This is a genomic window from Spirobacillus cienkowskii (assembly GCF_037081835.1).
Lineage (GTDB): Bacteria > Bdellovibrionota_B > Oligoflexia > Silvanigrellales > Silvanigrellaceae > Silvanigrella > Silvanigrella cienkowskii.
The window spans coordinates 103,550-126,445 of record NZ_CP146516.1; the positions used below are offsets into that span (position 1 = coordinate 103,550).

At 30.7% G+C, this 22,896-nt stretch carries 24 protein-coding genes; 21 read left to right on the plus strand and 3 right to left on the minus strand.

Translation table 11 applies throughout. The features are described 5' to 3' along the window. The 5 genes from Spiro2_RS00450 to Spiro2_RS00470 all read left to right on the plus strand — a co-directional run bounded on the left by Spiro2_RS00450 (position 1) and on the right by Spiro2_RS00470 (position 5,492). On the plus strand, positions 1-195 hold the full coding sequence (locus tag Spiro2_RS00450; protein WP_338636341.1) for a hypothetical protein: 195 nt from the start codon (positions 1-3) through the stop codon (positions 193-195). 18 nt (positions 196-213) lie between these two features. Continuing rightward, positions 214-1,209 carry a hypothetical protein gene (locus tag Spiro2_RS00455; RefSeq protein WP_338636342.1) on the plus strand — a complete coding sequence of 332 codons (996 nt, stop codon included), beginning with the start codon at positions 214-216 and terminating at the stop codon, positions 1,207-1,209. Between the two features lie 12 nt (positions 1,210-1,221). Then, positions 1,222-2,232 carry a hypothetical protein gene (locus Spiro2_RS00460; RefSeq protein WP_338636343.1) on the plus strand — a complete coding sequence of 337 codons (1,011 nt, stop codon included), beginning with the start codon at positions 1,222-1,224 and terminating at the stop codon, positions 2,230-2,232. A 75-nt stretch (positions 2,233-2,307) separates the two neighbouring features. Further along, positions 2,308-3,219 carry a hypothetical protein gene (locus Spiro2_RS00465; RefSeq protein WP_338636344.1) on the plus strand — a complete coding sequence of 304 codons (912 nt, stop codon included), beginning with the start codon at positions 2,308-2,310 and terminating at the stop codon, positions 3,217-3,219. Beyond that, positions 3,186-5,492 (plus strand): HAMP domain-containing sensor histidine kinase, encoded by a 2,307-nt coding sequence (locus tag Spiro2_RS00470; protein WP_338636346.1) that lies wholly within the window; start codon positions 3,186-3,188, stop codon positions 5,490-5,492. The genes Spiro2_RS00465 and Spiro2_RS00470 overlap by 34 nt, the downstream gene beginning before the upstream one ends. Here Spiro2_RS00470 and Spiro2_RS00475 read toward each other — a convergent pair. Together Spiro2_RS00475 and Spiro2_RS00480 are read right to left on the minus strand one after the other, a co-directional pair. Further along, complete coding sequence (locus Spiro2_RS00475) at positions 5,489-6,367, minus strand: nitrilase-related carbon-nitrogen hydrolase (protein ID WP_338636347.1); 879 nt, start codon at positions 6,365-6,367, stop codon at positions 5,489-5,491. The two genes, Spiro2_RS00470 and Spiro2_RS00475, sit on opposite strands and share 4 nt — an antisense overlap. 13 nt (positions 6,368-6,380) lie before the next feature. Continuing rightward, a complete protein-coding gene (locus Spiro2_RS00480; protein ID WP_338636348.1) occupies positions 6,381-7,400 on the minus strand; it encodes a hypothetical protein in 1,020 nt (339 codons plus the stop codon). 324 nt (positions 7,401-7,724) lie between these two features. Between Spiro2_RS00480 and Spiro2_RS00485 the strand changes: the two genes are divergently transcribed. The 14 genes from Spiro2_RS00485 (at position 7,725) to Spiro2_RS00550 (ending at position 19,221) form a co-directional block, all read left to right on the plus strand. Continuing rightward, on the plus strand, positions 7,725-9,896 hold the full coding sequence (locus Spiro2_RS00485; RefSeq protein WP_338636349.1) for a sensor histidine kinase: 2,172 nt from the start codon (positions 7,725-7,727) through the stop codon (positions 9,894-9,896). Beyond that, positions 9,893-11,296 carry a sigma-54 dependent transcriptional regulator gene (locus Spiro2_RS00490; protein ID WP_338636350.1) on the plus strand — a complete coding sequence of 468 codons (1,404 nt, stop codon included), beginning with the start codon at positions 9,893-9,895 and terminating at the stop codon, positions 11,294-11,296. The genes Spiro2_RS00485 and Spiro2_RS00490 overlap by 4 nt, the downstream gene beginning before the upstream one ends. Positions 11,297-11,301: 5 nt before the next feature. After that, entirely contained in the window at positions 11,302-12,432 is a 1,131-nt protein-coding gene (locus Spiro2_RS00495; RefSeq protein WP_338636351.1) for a flippase-like domain-containing protein, read from the plus strand. 223 nt (positions 12,433-12,655) lie between these two features. Continuing rightward, positions 12,656-13,057, plus strand: coding sequence for a hypothetical protein (locus tag Spiro2_RS00500; RefSeq protein WP_338636352.1), 402 nt, complete (start codon positions 12,656-12,658; stop codon positions 13,055-13,057). A gap of 143 nt (positions 13,058-13,200) precedes the next feature. Beyond that, the gene (locus Spiro2_RS00505; protein ID WP_338636353.1) at positions 13,201-13,671 is read left to right on the plus strand and encodes a hypothetical protein; all 471 of its coding nucleotides are present in this window, start codon (positions 13,201-13,203) and stop codon (positions 13,669-13,671) included. Further along, positions 13,658-14,029, plus strand: a complete 372-nt coding sequence (locus tag Spiro2_RS00510) for a hypothetical protein (RefSeq protein ID WP_338636354.1) — start codon at positions 13,658-13,660, stop codon at positions 14,027-14,029. Before Spiro2_RS00505 ends, Spiro2_RS00510 begins: the two co-directional genes overlap by 14 nt. A 34-nt stretch (positions 14,030-14,063) precedes the next feature. Beyond that, positions 14,064-14,474, plus strand: coding sequence for a twin-arginine translocase TatA/TatE family subunit (locus Spiro2_RS00515; protein ID WP_338636355.1), 411 nt, complete (start codon positions 14,064-14,066; stop codon positions 14,472-14,474). A 255-nt stretch (positions 14,475-14,729) separates the two neighbouring features. Further along, positions 14,730-15,014: a hypothetical protein gene (locus Spiro2_RS00520; protein ID WP_338636356.1), complete on the plus strand. Its 285-nt coding sequence runs from the start codon at positions 14,730-14,732 to the stop codon at positions 15,012-15,014. Between the two features lie 36 nt (positions 15,015-15,050). Then, positions 15,051-15,377: a hypothetical protein gene (locus Spiro2_RS00525; protein ID WP_338636357.1), complete on the plus strand. Its 327-nt coding sequence runs from the start codon at positions 15,051-15,053 to the stop codon at positions 15,375-15,377. A gap of 96 nt (positions 15,378-15,473) precedes the next feature. Next, positions 15,474-16,418 carry a J domain-containing protein gene (locus Spiro2_RS00530; protein ID WP_338636358.1) on the plus strand — a complete coding sequence of 315 codons (945 nt, stop codon included), beginning with the start codon at positions 15,474-15,476 and terminating at the stop codon, positions 16,416-16,418. 26 nt (positions 16,419-16,444) lie between these two features. Continuing rightward, positions 16,445-16,747, plus strand: coding sequence for a hypothetical protein (locus Spiro2_RS00535; RefSeq protein ID WP_338636359.1), 303 nt, complete (start codon positions 16,445-16,447; stop codon positions 16,745-16,747). 5 nt (positions 16,748-16,752) lie between these two features. Continuing rightward, positions 16,753-18,504, plus strand: a complete 1,752-nt coding sequence (locus Spiro2_RS00540; protein WP_338636360.1) for a hypothetical protein — start codon at positions 16,753-16,755, stop codon at positions 18,502-18,504. A 9-nt stretch (positions 18,505-18,513) separates the two neighbouring features. Further along, entirely contained in the window at positions 18,514-18,897 is a 384-nt protein-coding gene (locus Spiro2_RS00545) for a response regulator (protein ID WP_338636361.1), read from the plus strand. Further along, a complete protein-coding gene (locus tag Spiro2_RS00550) occupies positions 18,898-19,221 on the plus strand; it encodes a DMT family transporter (RefSeq protein ID WP_338636362.1) in 324 nt (107 codons plus the stop codon). A gap of 15 nt (positions 19,222-19,236) precedes the next feature. On the opposite strand, the gene Spiro2_RS00555 is transcribed toward Spiro2_RS00550, so the two are convergent. Next, positions 19,237-21,006, minus strand: coding sequence for an acyl-CoA dehydrogenase family protein (locus Spiro2_RS00555; RefSeq protein ID WP_338636363.1), 1,770 nt, complete (start codon positions 21,004-21,006; stop codon positions 19,237-19,239). A gap of 214 nt (positions 21,007-21,220) precedes the next feature. Here Spiro2_RS00555 and Spiro2_RS00560 point away from each other — a divergent pair, with 214 nt between their 5' ends. Together Spiro2_RS00560 and ribH are read left to right on the plus strand one after the other, a co-directional pair. Next, a complete protein-coding gene (locus Spiro2_RS00560) occupies positions 21,221-22,363 on the plus strand; it encodes an acyl-CoA dehydrogenase family protein (RefSeq protein WP_338636364.1) in 1,143 nt (380 codons plus the stop codon). A 29-nt stretch (positions 22,364-22,392) separates the two neighbouring features. Beyond that, on the plus strand, positions 22,393-22,896 hold the full coding sequence (ribH, locus tag Spiro2_RS00565; RefSeq protein WP_422398004.1) for a 6,7-dimethyl-8-ribityllumazine synthase: 504 nt from the start codon (positions 22,393-22,395) through the stop codon (positions 22,894-22,896).

Genomic DNA, 22,896 nt, shown 5'->3' on the forward strand with positions numbered 1-22,896 from the left:
TTGTATAAAAAAATACTAAGCTGTTTGGCAGCAAGCGTGCTTTTAATTAAAAATGCGTTTTCGGTAAATGTTTTTTTGCATGGAGAGTATCAAAAGGTACATAGAACATTTTTAGATGATTACAATTCGTTTAATAATAATGAATATACTCGATTAAATAAAGTTTGGAGTCAGTTTAAAGTTGCTATTCGATAATTTAAAAAAGTAAAATATATGAACTATTTTTATTTATTAATCACGATCTGTTTGTTAGTTATTCAAAATAATACATTTGCGGTTAGCATAATATCTTGGTGGAATTATTTAAAAGAAGATGAAATTGCAATATTAGAACGCGAATGTAGTGTTAAAATATCGTTAGATGAATATTATTCTAGCAAAGAGTTTTTAAGAAAAGTTAAAAAATTTGATTATTCTGTGGCGATATTTGGCAATGAGGTGTATGATTTGGTAGAATCAAAAATTGATAATACCAGTAATATTTTTCGCTCGATCATTAACCAATATCACCCAAACGTTGCCAAAGCGTTTAAAAAACAAAAATACTCTAAAAATACCGCTATTTTTGAAATCACCACAACTGGATTTTTATTTAATGCCAATACTGTGGATTTGAATGAAACAGATTCAATTAATAAAATTTTTGCCAAGGCTAAGGGCAAATATGTTGCAATTATGGATGAGCCTTTAGAAACTTTAAAGATTGTGGCGCAGTATAATAATGGAGAAATAGATGTTTCAGAAGCTAGTGTTATGGCTTTTCAAAATTTGATAAGTGGTATACAAGCTTTTGTTGCAAGTGATATTTTGCATGTGGTAAAAGATAAAAATTTTGCATTTGCTTACACGTGGAGCGGAATAGCCTTTAAAAGATTTTTTGATTATCCAGATCTTAATTTAAAATTTATTTTGCATCCACAAGTATCTTACTACTCTTACGATTTGATAGCACCTTTAAATAATAATAAAGACACTGTTTGTGTGGCTAAAAAGCTTGCAGAAAAAAATATTATAGATATTTTTGTAAATAGACAACACTATTATTCGCCTTATGGTATGCCTACAAAAGGAAATGCCATGATGGAAGGATATCATAATGAGTTTATAGAAATGTTTCCTGGACTTAAATTATTAGAGGTTAATAATAACAATCAAATTAAAATAATAAATTTATGGGAAAAAATGATTTTAAATTTAAAACTCAAATGAACGAGGTAAAAAATGAGATATAAAAATATATTGTCTTTGTTAATATTAGGTTTAAATTATAAAGTTTATGCAGCAAATGGTGTGAATATTATTTCTTGGTGGGGCGGTGTTGATGAAGCTGTTAAACAAGAAGCCGAAAAAAAATGCAACACCAAAATTTCTGTAGATACTTATTATTCTAGCGATGAGTTACTCCGTAGGGTCGATAATGCAAAATATTCTTTAGCTATTTTTGGTAGCGAAGTGTATAATGCGTTAAAAGATAAAATTGTCAGTGATCACAATGCATTTTCTGCAATAAAAAAACAGTATCATCCAAATGTGTTAAGATTATTTTATAAACAAGATTTTGGTAAAAATAGCGCCATTATGACGTTAAATAACTCTGGAATTTTGTATAATAAAAATTTGTTAACAGTTAGTAAAAATACTAATTTAAATGATTTATTTGAAAGCGCTAAAGGAAAAAAAATAAATTTTTTGGATGAGCCACTAGAAAGCTTAAAATTTGTAACACATGGTAAAAATGTATCAGATTTTTCTGTTACGCAAACTCAAAAACACAGCGAGGAGTTTAAAAAACTCATTTCTGGAAGTTCTGTATTAATTAGCAATAGCAATAAAGAAATTATCAAATACCCTGATTTTGCCTTTTCGTACACGTGGGCATGTATTGGCTTTAAAAGGGTAAGAGACTACCCAAATTTGGCATACACTTCACACCCCACGCTTTCGTTTGTATCGGCCGATCTCATTGCGCTGTTTTCTAACGATAAAGAAACACAATGTGTGGCCGAACATTTAGCAAACAAAAGTGCGGTTGATAAAAATGCTGTAGGGGCTTTTTATTTTTCGCCATTTGGTTTGCCAACGGATTTGCCAAAAAATGAATTTTGGCACGAGCATAAAAGATTTTTAGAAGATTACGATAGCTTAAAATGGCTTGAGTATCCAGAAAAAAACCAATATATTAAAATTTCTAATTTATGGGATAAACTTAAAATTGGAGTGAATAAAAAATAGGTTAAAATGTGTTGTAAGTTTAGTGTATTTTTATTTTGTGTATTTCCCTCATACTCCGCTTTTGCAGTGAGCATTTTGTCGTGGTGGGGCTATGTAGATACAAACGCTCTTGCAAAAATTGCAAAGCAATGCAACACAAAAATTAATCTTGACGAATATTATAGCAATGACGAATTTTTAAGAAGAATAAATAATCATAATTACTCTGTGACAATTTTTGCATACAATAATTATTTTGCTTTAGAAAAAAAATTAAAAAACTCCAAGTTTACATTTAAAAATATTATTGAAAGTTATCATCCAAATGTATTATCCTTTTATAATAAGCAAAATTTTAAAAAAAATGTAGCATTGTATAGTTTAAGTATGAACGGTTTTTTGCACGATAAAAAATATAATTTGCAGAAAAATTTAGTAAGCAATAATTTTTTATCTGATTTTAATAATAAAACGTTAGTTTTTGCGGACGATGCATTAGAATCTGTAAAATTTTTTACAGCGCAGTTTGATAGCAATAATGTAGAACATTTTTTTGCATCAATAAATAGCCGTTTTTCTAAAAATAAAATGATTTTTTCTAACGAATTTTCTGAAAACATTAACGATGCTAACTTTGGTTTTGCTTATTTATGGATAGGCGAAGCGTATAAGTATATTCACGAAGATTCGCGTTTTAAATTTACTGTGCTTGAAAACTATTCGCTAGATTCTTTTGATTTGATTGCAGCTCTAGATAATAATCACGAAGCCAATTGTGTAGCAGAAAAATTGGCATCTAAAGAATTTTTGCATCCAGTGGTAACAAGTGATTACTATTTTTCACCCTATGGCTATGCGGAAAAAAATGGAGACAAAAATTTTTTAGCTTATAATAAAGCTTATTTCGAAAAAATTAAAAATACTAAGTTACAGCCACGTTTAACTAAAGAGCAGTATTATGAAAAGAGCAATTTATGGCAAAGGATAAAAATAGCCTTAAAACGGTAAATTTTAATTTTGTGCAAAAAACAATCAATATTATTTATTTTGGCTCAATTGGTGTGATTTTATTGTTTTTATTATTATTGTTTTTAATAACCTATTATCAACTTAAAAAAGAAAACTTACATTTAATCGAAGAAAAAAAGAATCAAATTTTTAAAATTTATACCAATGATGTTTTTCAGCGGATTCAGCTATTAAGCAATTCTACTCCATTTGTTGATTATTTAAATTCGGGGCCGTTTTCAAGAAGTGAGCTTGAAATCGAGGTGCTCTCTAATTTTAGTCATTATATTAGCGAAGAAATTACTGGTTTTCAGCTGGTTGATACAACGTTTAAAAATATTTTAGAAGTGGGTAAAAAAAGTGATGCTTATGTGTTATTAAAACTTTGCTACATTAACGGAAAACTAGATATTAACTATGGCCGTTGCTTGGGCAATATTTATGTGTATTTTGATAAAAATTTAATGTTTGAAAAAATTAAAAAAATAGAACCCACGGTGCTTGCCTGTAAAAATTGTACTCCATATTTAATAAATAACGGAGAAGTTATACATGATTTGTATGTGATAAAAAATAACAATGTTGCTATTGCCTTTACAGTAAAGGTGCAAAGTTATATAAATACATTTATTTGTGTAATAGCAGTGGTGTTTTTTATAATGCTTATTTGTTTTGTTTCTTACTATTTAAATAAGCGGTATTTAAAAAAGTACATTTATGTTCCTTTAAATAAATTATTTGATTTTGTTATTAATAATAGCAATAGGGGAGATTTTTGTTTAGAAGAGGTAGAAGGGATTGCAAATAAAATTGATGCATTAAAAGCAGAAATTATTTTAAAAGAAAAGCTTAAAAAACAAAACGAACTCACCCGCCTTGCCCAGGTTGCGCACGATATCCGTTCGCCACTGATTGCGCTAAATAGTTTTTTTACAAAAAATTTAGAATTACCAGAAGATAGCAGAATTATGCTAAGAAGCGCCTTACAAAGAATGCAAGACATTGCAAATAATCTTATCTTGCAGCATCAAAATATTATCAATGAAGATGAAAATAAAAATGCCAATGTGCTTGATGAAGATCTGTCTTCGCAACTTATTTCAAGCTTAATGGATTCGTTAATTTCTGAAAAACGCATGCAATATCGTGATAATCTTGGTGTCGAAATTCAGGGTAGTTTTGGCGAAAATGCGTATGGCTTGTTTGCAAAAATTCAACCTAAAGAATTTAAGAGAGTGTTATCAAATCTTATTAATAATGCAGTGGAGTCGCTTCAAAGTAGAGGCAGTGTGAGTGTGGAATTGAGTTCTCACTTAGAACGTGTTTTTTTAAATATTATAGATAACGGTAAAGGAATTCCTCCAGAAATTTTACCAAAGCTTATGAATCATGGAGCAACGTTTGAAAAAAAAGGGGGAAGTGGTTTTGGTTTGTATCACGCTAAAACTACAGTAGAAAAATGGAATGGCAACCTAGATATTACCTCTGATGTTGGAAAGGGTACGAAGGTGTGTTTGTCACTACCTAGGGTGCTAGAACCATACTGGTTTGTGTCTGTGTTAGAAATAGAAAAAAATTCAACCATTGCCGTGATTGATGATGATGCTTCGATTCATAATATTTGGAATGAGCGCTTTCATAATGCATTATCAAACGAAAAATCAATTGCCATTATTCATTTTTCGAATCCAACAGATGTCATAAACTGGTATGAAAAACGTGAAAATGAGCAAAATAACAAAACCTTGTTTTTGTGTGATTATGAGTTTATCAATCATAGTTTAAATGGGATCGATTTAATTCAAAAATTAAAAATAGAACGGCAGTCGGTACTGGTCACAAGCCGCTATGAGGACGAAGGATTTCCTGATCACTGCAACAAATTAGGGATTAAAATGATTCCGAAGGGGCTTACATTTTATGTGCCAATATCGGTAATTGAAGCTGAAGCAAAGCAAAAGATTGATGCAATATTAATTGATGATGATGATATTATTCATATGAACTGGAAGGCTTCGTCTATTGATAAACAGGTTGCCTATTATTTTAATTCGCATGATTTTTTTAAAGAATGTGCAAAATACGATAGCAATACACCAATATATATTGATTATAATTTAAACGAAGATTTAAAAGGCGACGAAATTGCTAAAAAAATTTATAATGCAGGATTTAAAAATATTATTTTGGCAACATTGTGCCCTTTAGGACACTTTAAAAAAATGGAATGGATTAAAGAAGTGCGCGATAAAGATCCGCCTTGGATTTGTTAAAGTGAGTTATTAAAAAAAGTAGTTGCATCTTGATAATTTGTGACACTACCCAATTTTCTCACATTTTGTAACAGAGTGGTATCTAAATTTACCACAAGCCAGCCAATTTCGTTGACAGCCTTTTTGCCAATAATTCCATTAGGCGGAAAGCCAAGATCGGGGGTTGCATAACAGCTGCAATAGCCTCCGCTATCATAAATGATGTCGCACCAATCTAAGTAACAAGTAATGCTTGAAACAACTGTGTAAATTTGGTTTTCTAATGCTCGCGCTTGAGCGCCAATATTAACCCGATGCAAGCCAGAAACTGCATCGGTGCAAGAAGGGATCAGTAAAATATCCATTCCCTTGTGGGCGCTGTCATAAATTAAAAACGGAAATTCAGAATCATAACAAATTTGAATGCCAAAATTAATATTGTTAATTTTAAACAATTGCATTGCTTTGTGTTTATAATTAAGGTTTAAATTTGCTCGCTCATAGGGGGTTGGAATTAATTTATCTTGATATCCTTCTACACCTTTGTAAGGGCTAACCCAATAACAGCGATTGCTTAAAATATTATTTTCGATAATAGGAAAACTAGGGGTGACAATGTGGCAATTATTAATTTTTGCCAATTTTTCAAAGGTTGTAATAAATTTATGATGCAAGTGCTGAATTGCCTGCACTTGGCTTAATGGATTTTGATTTTTAATATCTTTATTGCATAAAATAAGCTCAACAGAACCATATTCTGGGTAAAGTAACAAATGTGGTTTTTGTGCAGCGACTTCGCCATAAAATGCAAATTGTTTGCTTTCCCACTCGGCAAATGAATTTAAAGTTTCTGCCAAATATTGACTTGTTGCAATGATTATTTGATTGTTGCTCATAAAAAAATTTTACTTAAAACCTTTCCCATTTTTTTAGCATAAATTGCATTGTTTTTTGCGTTTCATTTTTTTCTCCGATATCTTGCCAAGAAAAAAATGAAGTGAGTTTTTTGTCTTTAAAGTAACGGTGACTATTCCATAAGGCATATAATTTATTATCAATTGTATTGTTAATGTTTAAAGAATTGCTGTCTCTTACAACATGACAAAACGTAGTATAATTTATATTTTTATACGATAACGCAAATAATTCACGATGAATAAAAAATTTGTGACCTATGCCACTATTTTGAAAGCGATCGAGCAAAACACTTTCACCAAAATATACTATATTATTAATATTATAATTTTGCGCTAAAAATGGTTGCTTTACTTCTTGGTAAGAGTCTTGCATTAGAATTGCTGTCGCACCGCCAACAAGTTCGTTATTGTAAAATGCGCCAATGAGTACAGAATTTTGTGATTGCAAATATGCATTAAGGTATTCTTTTTCGTAGTTAATACTGCCATCATAAAGATATGGGTAATTTTTAAATATATTAATTCTTAAGTGAGCAAATTCCTCAAGGTGTTTATGAATTTGCTCGCCAAATAGCGGTTTTATTGTAACATTATTTTTTATAGGATTAATTTGGTTGAGCCACTCTGTTACGTTATAGTAATTAGAGACTCTACTAATTTTGTTATTTTTTATTTCAAAAAAACAACCTACATTTAATAAATAGGTTTGATTGCTTGCCTCTGGTAAACCTGGCGCTGTATTCACGTAATTGCCAAGTACCACAAACTCTGCAGTTGCTTTAAGGCCATCTTCTGATACCAAAATTGTAAGATTATCAATTGCTTCTTGGTAGTAAGAAGCCATTTTAACAAGAAAATCGTAAAACTTAGTTTTGCCAATCTCTACATGGCCTTGATTGATTTCATGAATAACATTTTCACAAAGTAGTTCTGCCATGTTGTTGTAGTTTTTATTATTAAAACAACCGTAGTAAGTTTTTATAAGATTGTGCGTATTGTGAACAGGGTTCATAATATGTTCCTTGTAATTTTTTTATTAAGACATTCATATAACTATAAATATTAAGAATGCTTTAAGATTATTATACAAATTTAAAAAAAATGCAATAAAATTTTACTATGTTATGGATTTATAAAATTTTACAATATTAAAAATATTATAAACTAAATTTTTTTAAAATTAAAAAGTTTAATAATATTATATAATAATCAATAATTTTTGAATCCCAAACATAATTTTAATTATAAAAAAACTATTTTCTTCATGTATTATTTAATATACTTTATTTTCTGATTGTTATGCTGCACATCAGAAATTTAGAGGCTATTAGAAATTATGAAATATCGTTCTAGATTATATGCAATATTTGTTTGGGTATTTTTTGCAATTATTATTGCTGTTACTGGAGCATGGCTAGAAAGTCATATTGTTAAAGATGGAGCTGTATTTGGCAGTAAGTTTTTTGGTAGTTCAATATTTTTGTTTTTTTCGGCAGTGAATATTAATGTTATTCTTTTATTATTATTTGTATTTTTAACTTTTCGGAGCGGCGTAAAATTAATTGTCGAAAATGCTCATGGTGCTTTTGGAAGCAAGCTAAATACTAAACTTGTGACTGCTTTTTTGTTTTTTTCTTTATTGCCAACAGTTATACTTCTTTATGTATCTACAAAGTTTGTCAATACTAATTTTGAAAAATGGTTACCATCAAACTTTGTAGAAGCCACTGAAGAAACATTAAATAGCGAATCAAAGTATCAAACCCAAATTTCAAAGTTATTTAATAATCAGTATCCAACAAAAGATAATTTAGAGTCTTTTGATTTTGTAAAAGATAAAAGAAAAGATAAATTAATATATATCTCTAAAAATGAAAAACTTGATGAAAAAATTATTTTAAATGTAATCGAAAAAAATCAATTGCAAGTAGGTATAAAACCTGTATGGTTTGAGTTTGGTAAAGATAGAATGATTTTAATGAAGTCAAATTCTAATTTTATTTTTGGCATTATTTCACCTAAAATGCTGCACCCCCAATGGCTTCTCTTAAAATCAGAATACCCAGAATCGCAAAATGCTGCAAAGGTGTTAAAGCTTTCTTATTATGTGATGTTAGGGGTTATCACTCTGTTAATTGTATTTTCTGCAACTTGGCTTGGTTTTACTATTGCACGAGAAATTACTGTTCCTATGCAAATTTTATCTCAAGCAACAGAAAGTATTTCGCATGGAAATTATTCTGTAAAAATTGATGAAATTGTGTCTGATGATGAAATGGGTAAACTTGCATTAAATTTTAGATCAATGGTTGCTGATTTAAAATTAGAAAAAGAAAGAGCAGAATTATTTTCAAATGAAATTAAAAGAAAAGCGGATGAGCTGCAAATTAAATCAGAATATAATGAAGTCTTATTAAGAAACGTAAATGCCGCAGTCATTGCATTAAACCAAAATTTGATTGTTGAGTCTTGGAATCATAGAGCAGAAAGCATTTTTAAACTTAAAGAAGCCGATGCAATTGGTAGACACATTACCGAGCTTATAGAAAAAGATGTGTTTCATAATGCCTTTGAAAAGGCGTTGCTAGAAGTGGCTGGCTCAACCAAAAAGCATATTGAGCAAGAGTGGGTTGGTAAAATTACTGAGCTCGAATACCAGCTTCAGGTTGCGGTTACCACATTATTATCGCCTCGGGGGCAAATGGTTAAAATTATCTTTATCAACGATATTACCGAGCTTGCAAAAGTGCAAAGAATGGCTGCTTGGAGAGATGTGGCACGAAGAGTTGCGCACGAAATTAAGAACCCATTAACCCCCATTAAATTAGGGGCTCAACGAATTGAGCGCAGATTTTCTGAGCGTTTTGAGGGGATAGAAAAAAGTATTTTTAAAGAATGTGTGCAGATAATTTTACAAAGCACAGAAAGTATTAGGCTTTTAGTTGATGAATTTATTAAGTTTTCGCGTATGCCCCATGCTTTTCTTGAAGAAGGGAATATTGTTGAGTTTGTGTATATGTCATTAAAAGGGTTTGTTGGAAATTCAGAAAATGTTCCTATGATCTTTGAGCTAAAAATAGATGATGAATACATTAAATTAGAAAATGACGAACGAACAACAAAAAAACTGCCTGGGGTGATTTGTAAATTTGATAGAGACCAAATTGTAAGAATGCTTGTCAACTTAATCTCAAATGCGGTGGTGGTATCGCAAGGCAAAGGCGTGCCTGTGGTTGTTTCTGTGGAATCTATGACGGGCTCATCGATGTTAAAGATCAAGGTAAAAGATTATGGCGATGGACTTTCAAAAGAGGTGAGAAGTAGGCTTTTTGAGCCTTATTTTAGTACAAAAAAAACTGGAACTGGGTTAGGTTTAGTGATAGCGAAACAAATTGTGGATGAGCATTTTGGTAGAATTTATGTTGAAGGTAATCATCCAAAAGGTACAGTTTTTATAGTAGAGATTCCTGCAATAAATTTAAAAAAACACGAGGATAAATTAAGTTGAATGCAACGCAAATAGCTGGAAAAATACTTGTTATAGATGATGAAAAAGATATTTGTACAACTTTATCGGGTATTTTATCTGACGAAGGTTACAAGGTTATTACTGCAAATAGTGCGGAATCTGGTATAAAACTCGCAAAAAGAGAACTACCAGATGTGTGTTTTTTAGATGTTTGGTTACCAGATTCACAAGGAACAGAAACTCTAGAAAAAATTCGTGCAGTTAATCCTGATCTTTATATAATTATGATGAGTGGTCATGCAAATATAGAAACTGCTGTAAAATGCACGCGACTTGGAGCATTTGATTTTATTGAAAAGCCTTTAAGTCTCGAAAAAGTGCTATTGCATGTTCAAAATATTTTGCAAATGAAGGATTTAAAATTTGAAAATCAAAATTTAAAAAATAGATTTCAAAATAAATATACACTTCTTGGTAATTCTCAGTCTTTAAAAGAAATTATTTTAACTGTTGAAATGGTTGCAAAAAAAAATACAACTATTTTAATTACCGGCGAAAACGGAACAGGCAAAGAAAACGTTGCCCGTTTAATTCATGAAAAATCAAATAGGTGTTCGAAGCCTTTTGTTGCTATCAATTGCGCGGCAATTCCGGATGAATTGATTGAAAGTGAATTATTTGGACATGAAAAGGGTGCATTTACAGGAGCGCATACATCTAAGCGAGGAAAATTTGAGCTTGCACATAGTGGTACTTTATTTCTAGATGAAATAGGTGACATGAGTTTAAAAACACAAAGTAAGTTACTGAGAGCGTTGCAAGAGCAAAAAATTGAACGTATTGGCTCTGATGAAACGATTTCTGTTGATGCGCGAATAATTACTGCAACAAATAAAAATCTTGAAGAAGAAATAAAAAAAGGAAATTTTCGAGAAGATTTGTATTATCGTATTAACGTTATACCTATTCATCTTCCCCCTTTAAGGCAAAGAATAGAAGATATAGAATTGATTTCATCTCATTATTTGTCTCTGTATTCTGCTGAAAATAGCATTAAAAATAAATCTTTTTCAAATACTTCTATTAATATTTTAAAATCTTATTCTTGGCCAGGAAATGTTAGAGAATTAAAAAATATAATGGAAAGACTTTCAATAATGGTTAAGTCTGATATTATCGAACCGCATCATCTTCCTCATCCTATAAATTGTATGCGTCAAGATAAAAACGAAGAACTAGAGAATTTGTTTAATCCATGTGATTTTAGAGAAGCACGAGCTCGATTTGAAAAAATGTTTATTCAAAAAAAGCTGAGCGAATTTGATGGAAATGTTTCTAAAACCGCTGAAGCGATGGGTATGGAAAGAAGCCATTTGTATCGTAAAATGAGACAGCTTGATCTAATTAGCGAAAATGAAAAATCTACAGAAGAGGAATAATAAATGTGAGAACTCTTTTTAAAATTTTTATTTTATTAATTTTATCAGTTTTGACAATATATTTTATGTATTCTCAAGAAATTATTAATTTTTCTTCTTTGCGTCAGTCGTTTTATGATAATAAAAAAATTATTGTTTTTATAGCGTTTATTCAGATTTTAAATATCTTGTTTTTAACTTTGAGATATTTTTCTTTGTTAAAAATATTTCAAATTCATGCAGCATTTAAAAATGTTTTGGCTTCAAATTATGTAAGTCTTGCAATAGGGCAATGGTTTCCTGGCGCGTTAGCTGTAATAGAAGTGTTAAGAATTGCATTAATGTTAGGTAGTCATAATAAGGCAGCAAACATTAATGAATCTAATAAAATTATTGATGGAATAGAACAGGCTTTGACTGATTTGTCTCTTAAATCAAAGCTTGCCGCAGTATCGTTAATGGACAGACTCATTGGTTTTATTGTTATGCTTTTTATTGGATGTATAACAATATTATTTCTTTATTTTAAATCAGTTTATCAGAATCCTGGTAATTTAAATAATTTATTATTATTTTTATTGTTTAATTTTTCTCTTTTTGTTTTGATGTTGACTCTCCCTTTTCTTGCAAAATCTAAATTTTTTAGAAAAATTATCACTAGAATTGAAACTTTGTGTATTGTTACCTTTCGTAAAGGAATTTTAAATAAAATTTTTAGAAAATTTTTTAATGAGCTCAATTCTTTGTTTGACGTGCTGACGTTAGGAATTAAAAAAGTAACTTTATTTTGGGTTCCATTAATTTTAAGTTTTGTTTCTTTTATGTTAATGGGATTGGGACTATATTTATCTGGTGTTGCAATATCTGCGTCTATTCCTTTTTCGGCTATATTATCTGTTATTTCAATATTGTCTTTGGCATCGTTGTTACCTATTGGTTTAGGTGGCATGGGTGGAATGCAAATTGTGGCTATTTTAGTTTTTTCGATTTTTAATGTTTCTCCGCAGCATGCAAGTTCTGCGCAGTTATTGCAAACCGCAATTAGCCTTATTGCAATTACGTTTATGGGTTTGTTGTTTGCGAAGTTTAGTTCTGCGCAAATTTGCAAAGTACTTTCGCTCCAAAAAAATAAAGAAATTTTAACGCGAAAGATTTAAATGTATTCAATACTGCAAAAATTACACTCTAAAAAGTTTTAAAAATAACGCGCAATTTTAAAAAAATTATGATATTATAAAGTGAAATAAGTAGTTTCTAAGTTTGCTGTTGTTTTGGTGTTTTTGTAAGTGTCTATAATTGTTTACTTAATAACTGCTTAGAATTAACGTTCAGGAAAGATGGAGTTTTTCCTAATAAAAGGTGAAATAGAAAGGAGGTTTTATGCAAGGAAAACTCTTTGAAAAGAATTATACATCTGGCAAAAATGCTGTAAATGACGCTTCATTAAAACTTATTAATGAATGGTTTCAGTATCATACAGAAATATGGCAAGAATATTTAAAGCAGTCTGATAGAGATATGAAAGCAAAGTTTGCTGAAAAAATTGAGAAATCGCTTGTTAAAGGTAAATTGCTTGTAGATTCATTGTCTAGCGAAATTAAAATTAATAAGAAGCCAAGTATTCCATTATCTGGGATGAATCGTTTTTCTTCTAGTGCTCACGAGCCTCGAATAGAAGTACGAAGAAACTTATTAGGTATTTCGTTTAAAGCAGAGTTGGGAACCAAAACCAACACTAAAAAAATTCCTTTACCGAGTAGAACATACTTAAAAAAGAATTAAATTATAAACATCTCTGTTCTGTTTTTAAGCGTATAAAAGGAATCTTGTTCAGAAAAAGAACAGGGTTCCTTTTTTTTGTTTAATACAAGTATCTCCTTGAGGTCTTATTTTTTTTTGAATTTAAGATTAGAGGCGTATTGTAAATGAGCAAGATAATTTCTGTTGGGTTTTTAATAGCTATTGGAGTGCTATTTATTTCTGCAATTGTAAATTTTATAATTGCAATGTATAATGAAGCTGAAAATAGATTTGATATTACAACTAAAAAAAATCATAAAAGTTTTGAAAAATTTAATAAAAATGAAATATCTATTCCAAATAAATATTCACAATTTTTAACTGATAATCCTTTGTATTTTATTAAAAATAAAAAGTATGCACTGGTTCAAGAAATAGTAAGCGATAAATGTTTTTTAGGATATTTTAGTTTAAAATATATTGATAAATACAGATTAGTTTTTAAATCAAATGGTTTTTTAAGTAAATCAAGATTAGCTTATTATGCAAAAATTAAAAATTTAGATGTTAAAACGTTAATTTTTTCTGAACAAGAGTTTAGAGAAATAAATATTATTCAGCAATGTGAAGATTGGGTTAAAATTGAAAAAAATTAAGAAAATATTGATTTTAATGTTGATTTGTTTTTGGATAAGTTCTTTTACTATTCAAAGTAAAGAAACAGAAACAGTTAATATTAGACTAGGAAAATGTAAATTTATTCCTATAAAAAAAGTGTTAGAAATAGAAATTGAAAATTCTAATATTTTAGCTATTCAGAGGGATAATTTAAACAACAAAATTTGTTTAAAAGCAAAAAATATTGGTACTTCTAAAGTTCGCATGCTATTGTACAATGGAGTCGGTACGGTAAACTGGAAAGTGATGGTTTTTGAAAAGATACCATCTTCAAAACAAAAAAGGCCTAGTAAACTGCAAAAACAAGATTTTTATTATAGAAAAAGTATTTTGTAAGGCTTTTTAAGACTACTTTAGTTGAGGATTTATTGTGTTTGGGTTTAGTGGTAGCGAAATACTTTTAATTGCTGTTATTGCATTAATTTTATTTGGAAATGATAAATTACCAGAAAACATGAAAAAAATGATAAAAGGCTTAAATCAAGCTAAAAAAGTGACGCGTGACGTTCAAAATTCGTGGCAAGAAGTTAAAAACGATGTGCAGAGTAGTCTTTTGCTAGAAGAAGAAAAAAAAGAAATTAATGATATTGCACAAAAAATTTCTAGTTTAGAGGCGGATATCAATAGTGTAGAGTTTCAATCAGAAGATATTCCGCAACAAGAGATTGATGCTTATCAAAACCATATCGAGACCCAGGCACAAAATGATACAGAAACTCCGCTGATCCAGGGACAAAATAATACGATGGATCGAGACAAAAACTTAAACATTCTCCATTAATAAAATTCTTAGGTCTCCTTAGTCATTTCTATGTCTTTATTTCCTAGATAAAACTTGCCGATAAGAACTTATAACATTTAATAATCTTTAGTTTTTGTTGTTTGTGGATATTTTATGGGGATAGATTTTAATTTATACATTTTATTTTTGCTAATTATTCCAACGTTAATCATTATTTTATATTTTTTTAAATCTTTTAAGCGCAGTTTTTACAAAAATAGAACCAAAATAAGATTTATATTGTTTAGCAATAGAATGAATTCATTAAGAAATTTTGAAAAATTATCTGAAATTGTGATGAAAGATATTCTTGAAGCATTAAAAACTGAGAATAACTCTCATGAGCAAGCAAGAGCGCTACTGCCTTTGCTTTTAGATGTCCGTAAAACAGGTGAGAAATTACTAGCCCAACAACATTTTTACCATACAATTTTATTTCCTATTGGTGAAAGCCGTTTAAAGCCGAGAATAGAGAGATTGATTCAAATTGAAAAATTGTTAAAGTCGCTGCCTAGACAGGGCGATTTAAATCATGGGTGATGATCGCTCCATGAATGATAAAGGTTTTTATAAATTATGGAAAATAATATAGTTTTGTCAATTAGGACGAAAAGAAGACCCGATGAAGTTTGGTATTGCAGAGAGTTTTGGACAGGCGATTCGCGAGATGGCCTATTTTTAAATGGAGATGGCTATCATTATTTTGAAATGTTAGGCGATGGTGTTGTGCAAAAAGCATTTGAATATTACGAAAATGATGAAGGCGAAGAAAAAGTGACACCCACTCCAGAACTGATTGGTATAAATTGGTTTGAATTTTTTGGTTTTGAAGATGAAGAGCTTTTAGAAAATGTGTTAGAACACGAATTTTCCTATGTAGAACAGCTAGTTAAAAAGTCTTAACCCTCCCCCCTCTTGCCATTGGCCAATTGAGCATTAAATTTTTTTAAAACATGCTGCGGAAGAGTGCTGTTTTTACGCTATGGGAGAGACTTGCGGATGAAGTATTATGAAATTTTAGGTTTAAATAAAAATGCAACTTCTGATGATATTAAAAAAGCATATCGAAAAATGGCTATGCAATACCATCCAGATAGAAATCCTGGAAATAAGTCAGCAGAAGAAAAATTTAAGGAAATGTCTGAAGCTTATGCTGTTTTGTCGGATCCTGAGAAAAAGCGTCAATATGACCTCCTAGGAGATACCCGTTTTTCGCAACAGCAGGGTGCTGGTTTTCATGAAGATATTTTTAAAAATTTTGATTTTGATAGTATTTTTCGTGAAATGGGTTTTTCTGGATTTGGTGGCTTTACATCAGGAGGCAAATTTGGAGGTTTTGGAGGGTTTGGCGGTAAAGCTGATGAGCAGCAAAGAGGTGGCGCACGTCGTGGCGGATTTCGTTCCCAGCCAGAAGACAGTTCTCGCTATGATATAGAGCACGAGTTAGAAATTGGCTTTATGGAAGCATATAATGGCTCAGAAAGACAAGTTAATCTTTCTCTTGGAGGTGGAGATGTTATTTCTACTCGTATTAAAGTGCCAGCAGGGATTGATACAGGAAAAAAGCTCAGAGTTCGTGGGCATGGCCGAATCATGCCAAACGGAAATAAAGGGGATCTTTATTTAAATGTAAAAGTGATGTCTCATCCTGAGTTTATACGAAAGGATAATGATATTGAAGTTGAGGTCAAAGTGCCTTTTAGTTTATTATGTCTTGGTGGCTTGTTAGATGTTCCTACGCCAGAAGGTGTAAAGCAAATTAAAATTCGTCCAGGCATGCAAAACGGAGTTAAAATGCGACTCAAGTCTCTTGGGTTTCCTGTTATGGGTAGTTCTGAAAGGGGAGATCTTTACGCGATTCTTGCTGTCAAGGTGCCTATTCAGGAGGAGATTAAAGAAAGTGATATTGAATTATTTGAGAAGTTAAAAAATTCTGGTTTTTAAATTATTTTTTATTTAAAGGAAAAATTATGACTATTAGCTACGTTATAAGCAAAGAACTTGCATCAGTAAAATCAGAATTAACTTCTTTGATAGCTTCTGAAATTAAAAAAGATTATGTAAAAACTTCTTGGAATAAAGATGAATTAGTTATTAAAATTGAAAAAATGGGAACAAGTGAAATTTGTATTGCACTTAAAGACAATAATGGTAAAGTCCACATTTGTGAAGTAAGGCGAAAAATTGCAATGATGCACAAGCCCTTTGCAGGTGAAGTAGAAAAATTAGTCGAAAATATTTTGGGCAACAAGCTAGGAGCGCAGAGGTCTTAATACTTTTGAGTATAAACAAGTACTTTAAAAAGTTGTGTTTTTATAGTAAAGCGACAACTTTCCTGATTGTATTATTTTTTATATCTTGCACCACCCAAAAAACTCAGCATAATTTCAATAATGTTTTATTAAAAGAAAAAATTCAGCACTTATTTTTAAATAAAGTGCCGCAAAAAGATTTTATTCTTTTAAATTCTATTAATTTAACATTAAGCTCTATTGATGATTTTAAATATTATAAGCATGCAAAAATTATTGAAGATACAAAAAAAGTTTTAAATACAAAAAATCTGACATATACTATATATAAATATGCTTTTAACATTTATTCATTAGCCAATATATTATTGATTGATTCAACCATAAACAAAGATATTGTTATAAGTAAACTAGACTTTTCTATACTTCAAGCCAAGCAATGCGAAGACTTATGTGATTCTTATGGCTGGTATGAATTAGCAAAAAATGATACGTCTTTTTTTTCTCCAAAAAATTATTTTGAAAATATATTTTCAAGCGAAAATTTTGAGTTAATAAATCAAAAAAAGCCTGAATGGATTAATGAAAAAATATTTTGGGGACTTAACTTTGATGAAAAAAAATATGAAAATAAGCAGTTGAACTCAGTTTCAAAAAACTTCTATGATTATAAAAAAAATATTGAAGAATTTGAAGATAATCCATCAAATAAAAGTAGTAACTATGAATATAAAATAGGTCTAACTCATTTTTTAAATGGAGAATTTAATAAATCAATTGAAACTTTTACAAAAATTGTTAATGAAACAAATGATTCTGGTATTAAATCTTTTTCTTATTATTGGATTGGGCGGTCATTAGCGGCTGAAAATAGAGTAGAAGAATCTTACAAATACTATTTAATGTCTGGAATTGAAAGTCCTCTAGGTTTATATGATTCCTTGTCTGGACAAATGATGCAAAATTTATCTGGAAAATCTTCCACAAATGCGACTTCTCCTTTTTTAGTTTCATGGGAAGAAGAAATGAAAAAATGGGTTTCATATCCATTTTTTGATAAATATTCTAGTATTAATCAGTCAATAAAATCTGTAATTTTGATGTTAAGTCAATTAAAAATTGATAATAATATAAAAAGAGTAGATGAGTTTCAGGATTTTTTACTATCTAATAATCGTTTAGCAAAATTATATATTGATGATGAATTAGAATGGATAAATGAATATTTAATAAATAATTTAAACAAATTTGATAAAAATAAAAATTCCAGTTTATTATTTGGTAATGTTGCTTGGTTAAATTATGTTGTGGGTAATTATGTCCAATCTGTATTATTGGTTTCTAAGACAAAAGATTATTTAGATCCCAATTCAGATATTAATAATTTTATTTATTTTCTTTTTTATCCTAAGTTCTATCATAATGATGTTTATCATGCTATAAATGTGTGTAAAGTTGACCCAGATATTGTTTTTGCTGTACTTCGCCAAGAAGGTTTTTTTACAAAAAGAACTGAGTATAAAAATATTTTAGATAAGGTTTGTTATTATAAAGATTTATTAGAATACTATAAGGGTGATATTGTTAAAGCTCTTTGTGCCTATCGTGTTGGTACAGAACAAACTGATAAATGGTTAAAGGAAAATATGCCAATCAATGACTCTGCAATTTTTATGGAAATTGTTCCTAATTTAAAAGTTAAAATTTTTATTCAGGGAGCAATAAAAGATTATTATAATTTTAAATGGATTTATAGTTCTTATAACATTAAAAATTAGGATTTTTTTATGGTTACTTTAAAAATACTTTTAATTGATGATTCAAAAACTACTCAAGCTTATGTTAGAGAGTGTTTTTCAAATAATAAAAATATAGATCTCATTACAGCAGATAATGGGAAAATTGGTTTGGATGTACTTAAGGATGAGGACGATGTCGATTGTATCTTTTTAGATTGGGAAATGCCCGTCATGAATGGTATAGAAACATTAATAGAGATTAAAAAGAAATATCCTAAAATAACAGTCATGATGTTAACAGTAAGAAATGGGGCATTAGATATTCAGAAAATGCTTTCTTTGGGTGCAGATGAGTATATTATGAAACCTTTTACAAGAGATATTTTGCTCGAAAAATTAGACAAGTTAATGATTAAAAAAGGCATAAAATAAATGACTGCTTGGTTTTTTTTGATTTGCGGTGGTGTTTTTGAAGTTGTCTGGGCAGTTTCTTTAAAGTATTTGGATGGATTTAATAAAATCACTCCTATAATAGTTATGTTATTTGGCATGATAATTAGTTTTTATTTTTTAACTTTATCTTATAAATCAATCCCAATTGGCACAGCTTATGCGGTTTGGACAGGTATCGGCGCAACGGGCGTGGCTATTTATGGTATGTTGGTATTAGGTGACCCTGTTAATTTAATTAGAATACTTTTTTTGACATTAATTGTCATTGGCATAGTTGGTTTAAAATTTTCTAGTAATATTTAAGGTTAAAAAAATTTGTTACTTAACAGAGTCTAATTGATACGGATATTTTTCTTTTTCTACCAAATATTTTGCTATATTTTTAATTGTGCTGTCATGATTTTCTTTTAAATCATATAAACTTTGATTAACTCGTGCTTTGGCATTTCGGATAATTAATTTTGCCATAGAAATTTCTGTTGCATTTTTTTCTACACCGCCATGTTTTTCAATTACCGAATTAATCCGTGATAGAACACTAGCAATTACATAAGTATCAATTGCAACATCTGCAAGTCTAGCGAGTTGTAGTTGTTCGTCAATCAATTTGTGTCCGTAGGATCTAATTAACCGAGATGATGTATTGGCTAAAGCATGTGTTGCAGATGATAATCTTTCACATTCTTTTTCGAGCGATGGGTGGAAGCCTTCTAGTTTTTCTGAAATGACAGTTTTTTTGACTTCGCTTATTGCAAATTCAGAAAGAAAGCCTATTTTTTCGATTGCACTGTTTAAAAAGTCTAAATTTTTGTGAGACTGCATTTGTTGTAATTCTTTGCCGAGACGTTGGTATTGACCAGCTGTTTCTTTAAGCCCAGTCATAGCGATAAATAGTCTTAAAATTTCGTTTGTGCCTTCAAATATTAAACCTATTCTTCCATCTCTTAGCTTTCTTTCTATTCCATATTCAACCATGTAGCCGTTGCCACCATGAATTTGCATTGCTGTATTGATTGTTTTCCAAGCAGCTTCTGTTACAAATACTTTGCAAATCGCTGCTTCAATACTGTAGTCTGTATCACCAGAATCAACTAAATTTGTAGCAAAATAGGTTGCTGATTCTGAAGCGTAAATATGCATTGCCATCTCGGTGAGCATTGATTGAATTAATCCAAAATCTGATATGGAATGGCCAAACGCTTTTCTGTTTTTTGTATAAATGATTGATTCATCAGTAACCGATTTCATTGCCCCAAGAGCGCCTCCAGCAAGTCCCATTCGTCCTTGATTTAAAATTCCCATGGCAATTTTAAATCCGTCACCGGGTTTGCCAAGTATATTTTCCGCCGGAACTTTTACGTCTTTAAAAAACACCTCAACAGTTGAGGAAGCTTTAATTCCAAGCTTTAATTCTTCTTGTCCATGGCTAACACCGCCCATATCTCTTGTTACAATAAATGCTGTAATTTTATCTTCGCCATTTATTTCTTCTTTTGCAAATACGGTAAAAAAATCGGCAAAACCACCGTTTGTAATCCATAATTTTGAACCATTTATAATGTAGTGATCACCATTTTTTACAGCTCTTGTTTTAATTCCTGCTGCATCAGATCCTGCTGTAGGTTCAGTTAAGGCAAACGAAGCAATCATTTCGCCAGTAGCAAGTTTTGGCATATATTTTGCTTTTTGTTTTTCGTTGCCATAGAGGTACAAGCCTTTTAAGCCAATAGAACTATGCGCTCCTGCAGTTAAAGTAACGGATGAATCGTGTTGATTTAATAGCTCTAATGTTCTTGTATATAAAGTTTGAGTTAATTCGCTTCCACCAAATGCTTCAGGAATAATTAAGCCAAACAAGCCCATTTCTTTCATGCCTTGAATAATATCTTTAGGGAGTTTTTTTTCTTGGTCAAATTTTAAACTATTTACATTTTGCTTCATCCAATCGTTAATAGAATTATACATAAGAATATAATCATTTTCGCGATTGGTATTAAAAAATGGAAAGTGATGCAGAGATTTTTCTGGAATATGGCCATTAAATATATTTTTCATAAAACTAAATTGAGTTTTTGTATTTTTTGGCATGTTGGCTCCTTACAGGATTTTTAAAGTTTCAATTTGAGTGAATTTGCTTTTATTAAATTATATGAAACTCTCGAATAGAGCAAATAGGCTTTTATAAGATACCTGATGTATGCCAAATAATCGAGTTTTTTTGATTGCATTGTTAACCACTTAGTTTAAATTTAAATAGATCAATAGATTTTTTGTGCATTTTATTTTTTTTCGGAGAACCAATATGGCAATGTTTGATTTAAATGAAACTCAAAAACAATTGTTTGACATGGCAAAGGATTTTGCAAATAAGGAAGTTTGGCCAAAAGCAAAAGAATTGGATGAAACAGCCAAGTTTCCGCTTGATTTGTTAAAGAAGACTCATGAATTGGGGATGCTTAACGCATTTGTGCCAGAAGAAGTTGGTGGACTCGGCCTTGGAACCTTTGATCATTGTTTAATATCAGAGGCGCTTGCCATGGGGAGTGCTGGATTTTGTACCGCTGCATTAGCAAATGATTTGGCAGCAGTTCCTGTTATTTTGTCGGAAAACAAAGTCGTGTGGAAAGAATTTTTGGCACCTATGGTCAATGAGTGTTTGATGGCATCTTATTGCGTAACAGAACCTGGGGCTGGGAGTGATGTTGCAGGAATTAAAACAACGGCAAAAAAAGTAAAAGATAAATATATTATTAATGGCTCAAAAATGTGGATAACAAACGCAAATTATGCATCTTGGTTTTTTGTTTTAGCGAAAACTGATGCTAAGGCTGGCCATAAAGGCATGACAGGATTTATTGTGTCAGCTAAAACTCCAGGGGTGACAGTTGGTAAAAAAGAAGAAAATATGGGGCAAAGATGCAGTGATACTCGGGCAGTTACATTTGATAATGTTGAAGTACCAGAAAAATATTTACTTGGTAAAGAAGGCGATGGGTTTAAGTTAGCGATGGGTGCTTTTGACCGAACGCGTCCTGCAGTTGCCGCAGAGGCTGTAGGGCTTGCGCAACGGGCAATGATGTGTGCCATTGACTATGCAAAACAAAGAAGTGCTTTTGGCAAGCCAATTGGCGACTACCAAGGGGTCGGCTTTATCATTGCAGAGATGGCAAGAGACATCGAAGCCTCTCGCTTACTAGTATGGAAATCGGCCTGTGAGGTGGATGCGGGTAGAAAAAATACTTATTACGCATCAATCGCTAAAATGTTTGCCGCAGATTCATGTATGAGAATTACGACAGATGCAGTTCAGATTTTTGGGGGATATGGTTACAACAAAGAATACCCAGTTGAAATGTTAATGCGTGATGCAAAAATTTTTCAAATTTATGAAGGCACATCACAAATTCAAAGAATGATTGTAAGCAGAACTCTTCTTGGTAATTAAAAAACTTTTCTTTGTTTTAAACAATCACTATGCTAGGTACTCTTTGTTTATGCGAATTTTTTAGCTTTGGAGAGAGTACATTGAAAGCATCAGATGTCAAAATTGGAATTGTAACCTCAAGATTTAATGAGATAATTACTTCTAAGTTATTATTAGGAGCAAAAAATTTACTGATTAGACGAGGCATCAATTTAGAAAATATCATTGAATGCGAAGTGCCAGGTAGTTTTGAAATTCCTTTAGCTGCCCAATTATTAATTGATAATAAAAAAGTTCATGGCGTAGTTGCATTAGGAGCTGTGATTAAAGGCACTACTGATCATTACAGCTATGTTTGTTCGAGTGCGACATCTGGTCTGATGAATGTGCAACTTTCTCGCTCTGTACCAGTAGGATTTGGAATTTTGACTTGTGATTCTATGGAACAAGCCATAGACAGAGCAGGCGGAAAACTTGGAAATAAGGGTGCTGATGTCGCTGATACTATTTTAGAAATGATTATGGTAAAATCTACGTTATTAGGAAAAATCTAG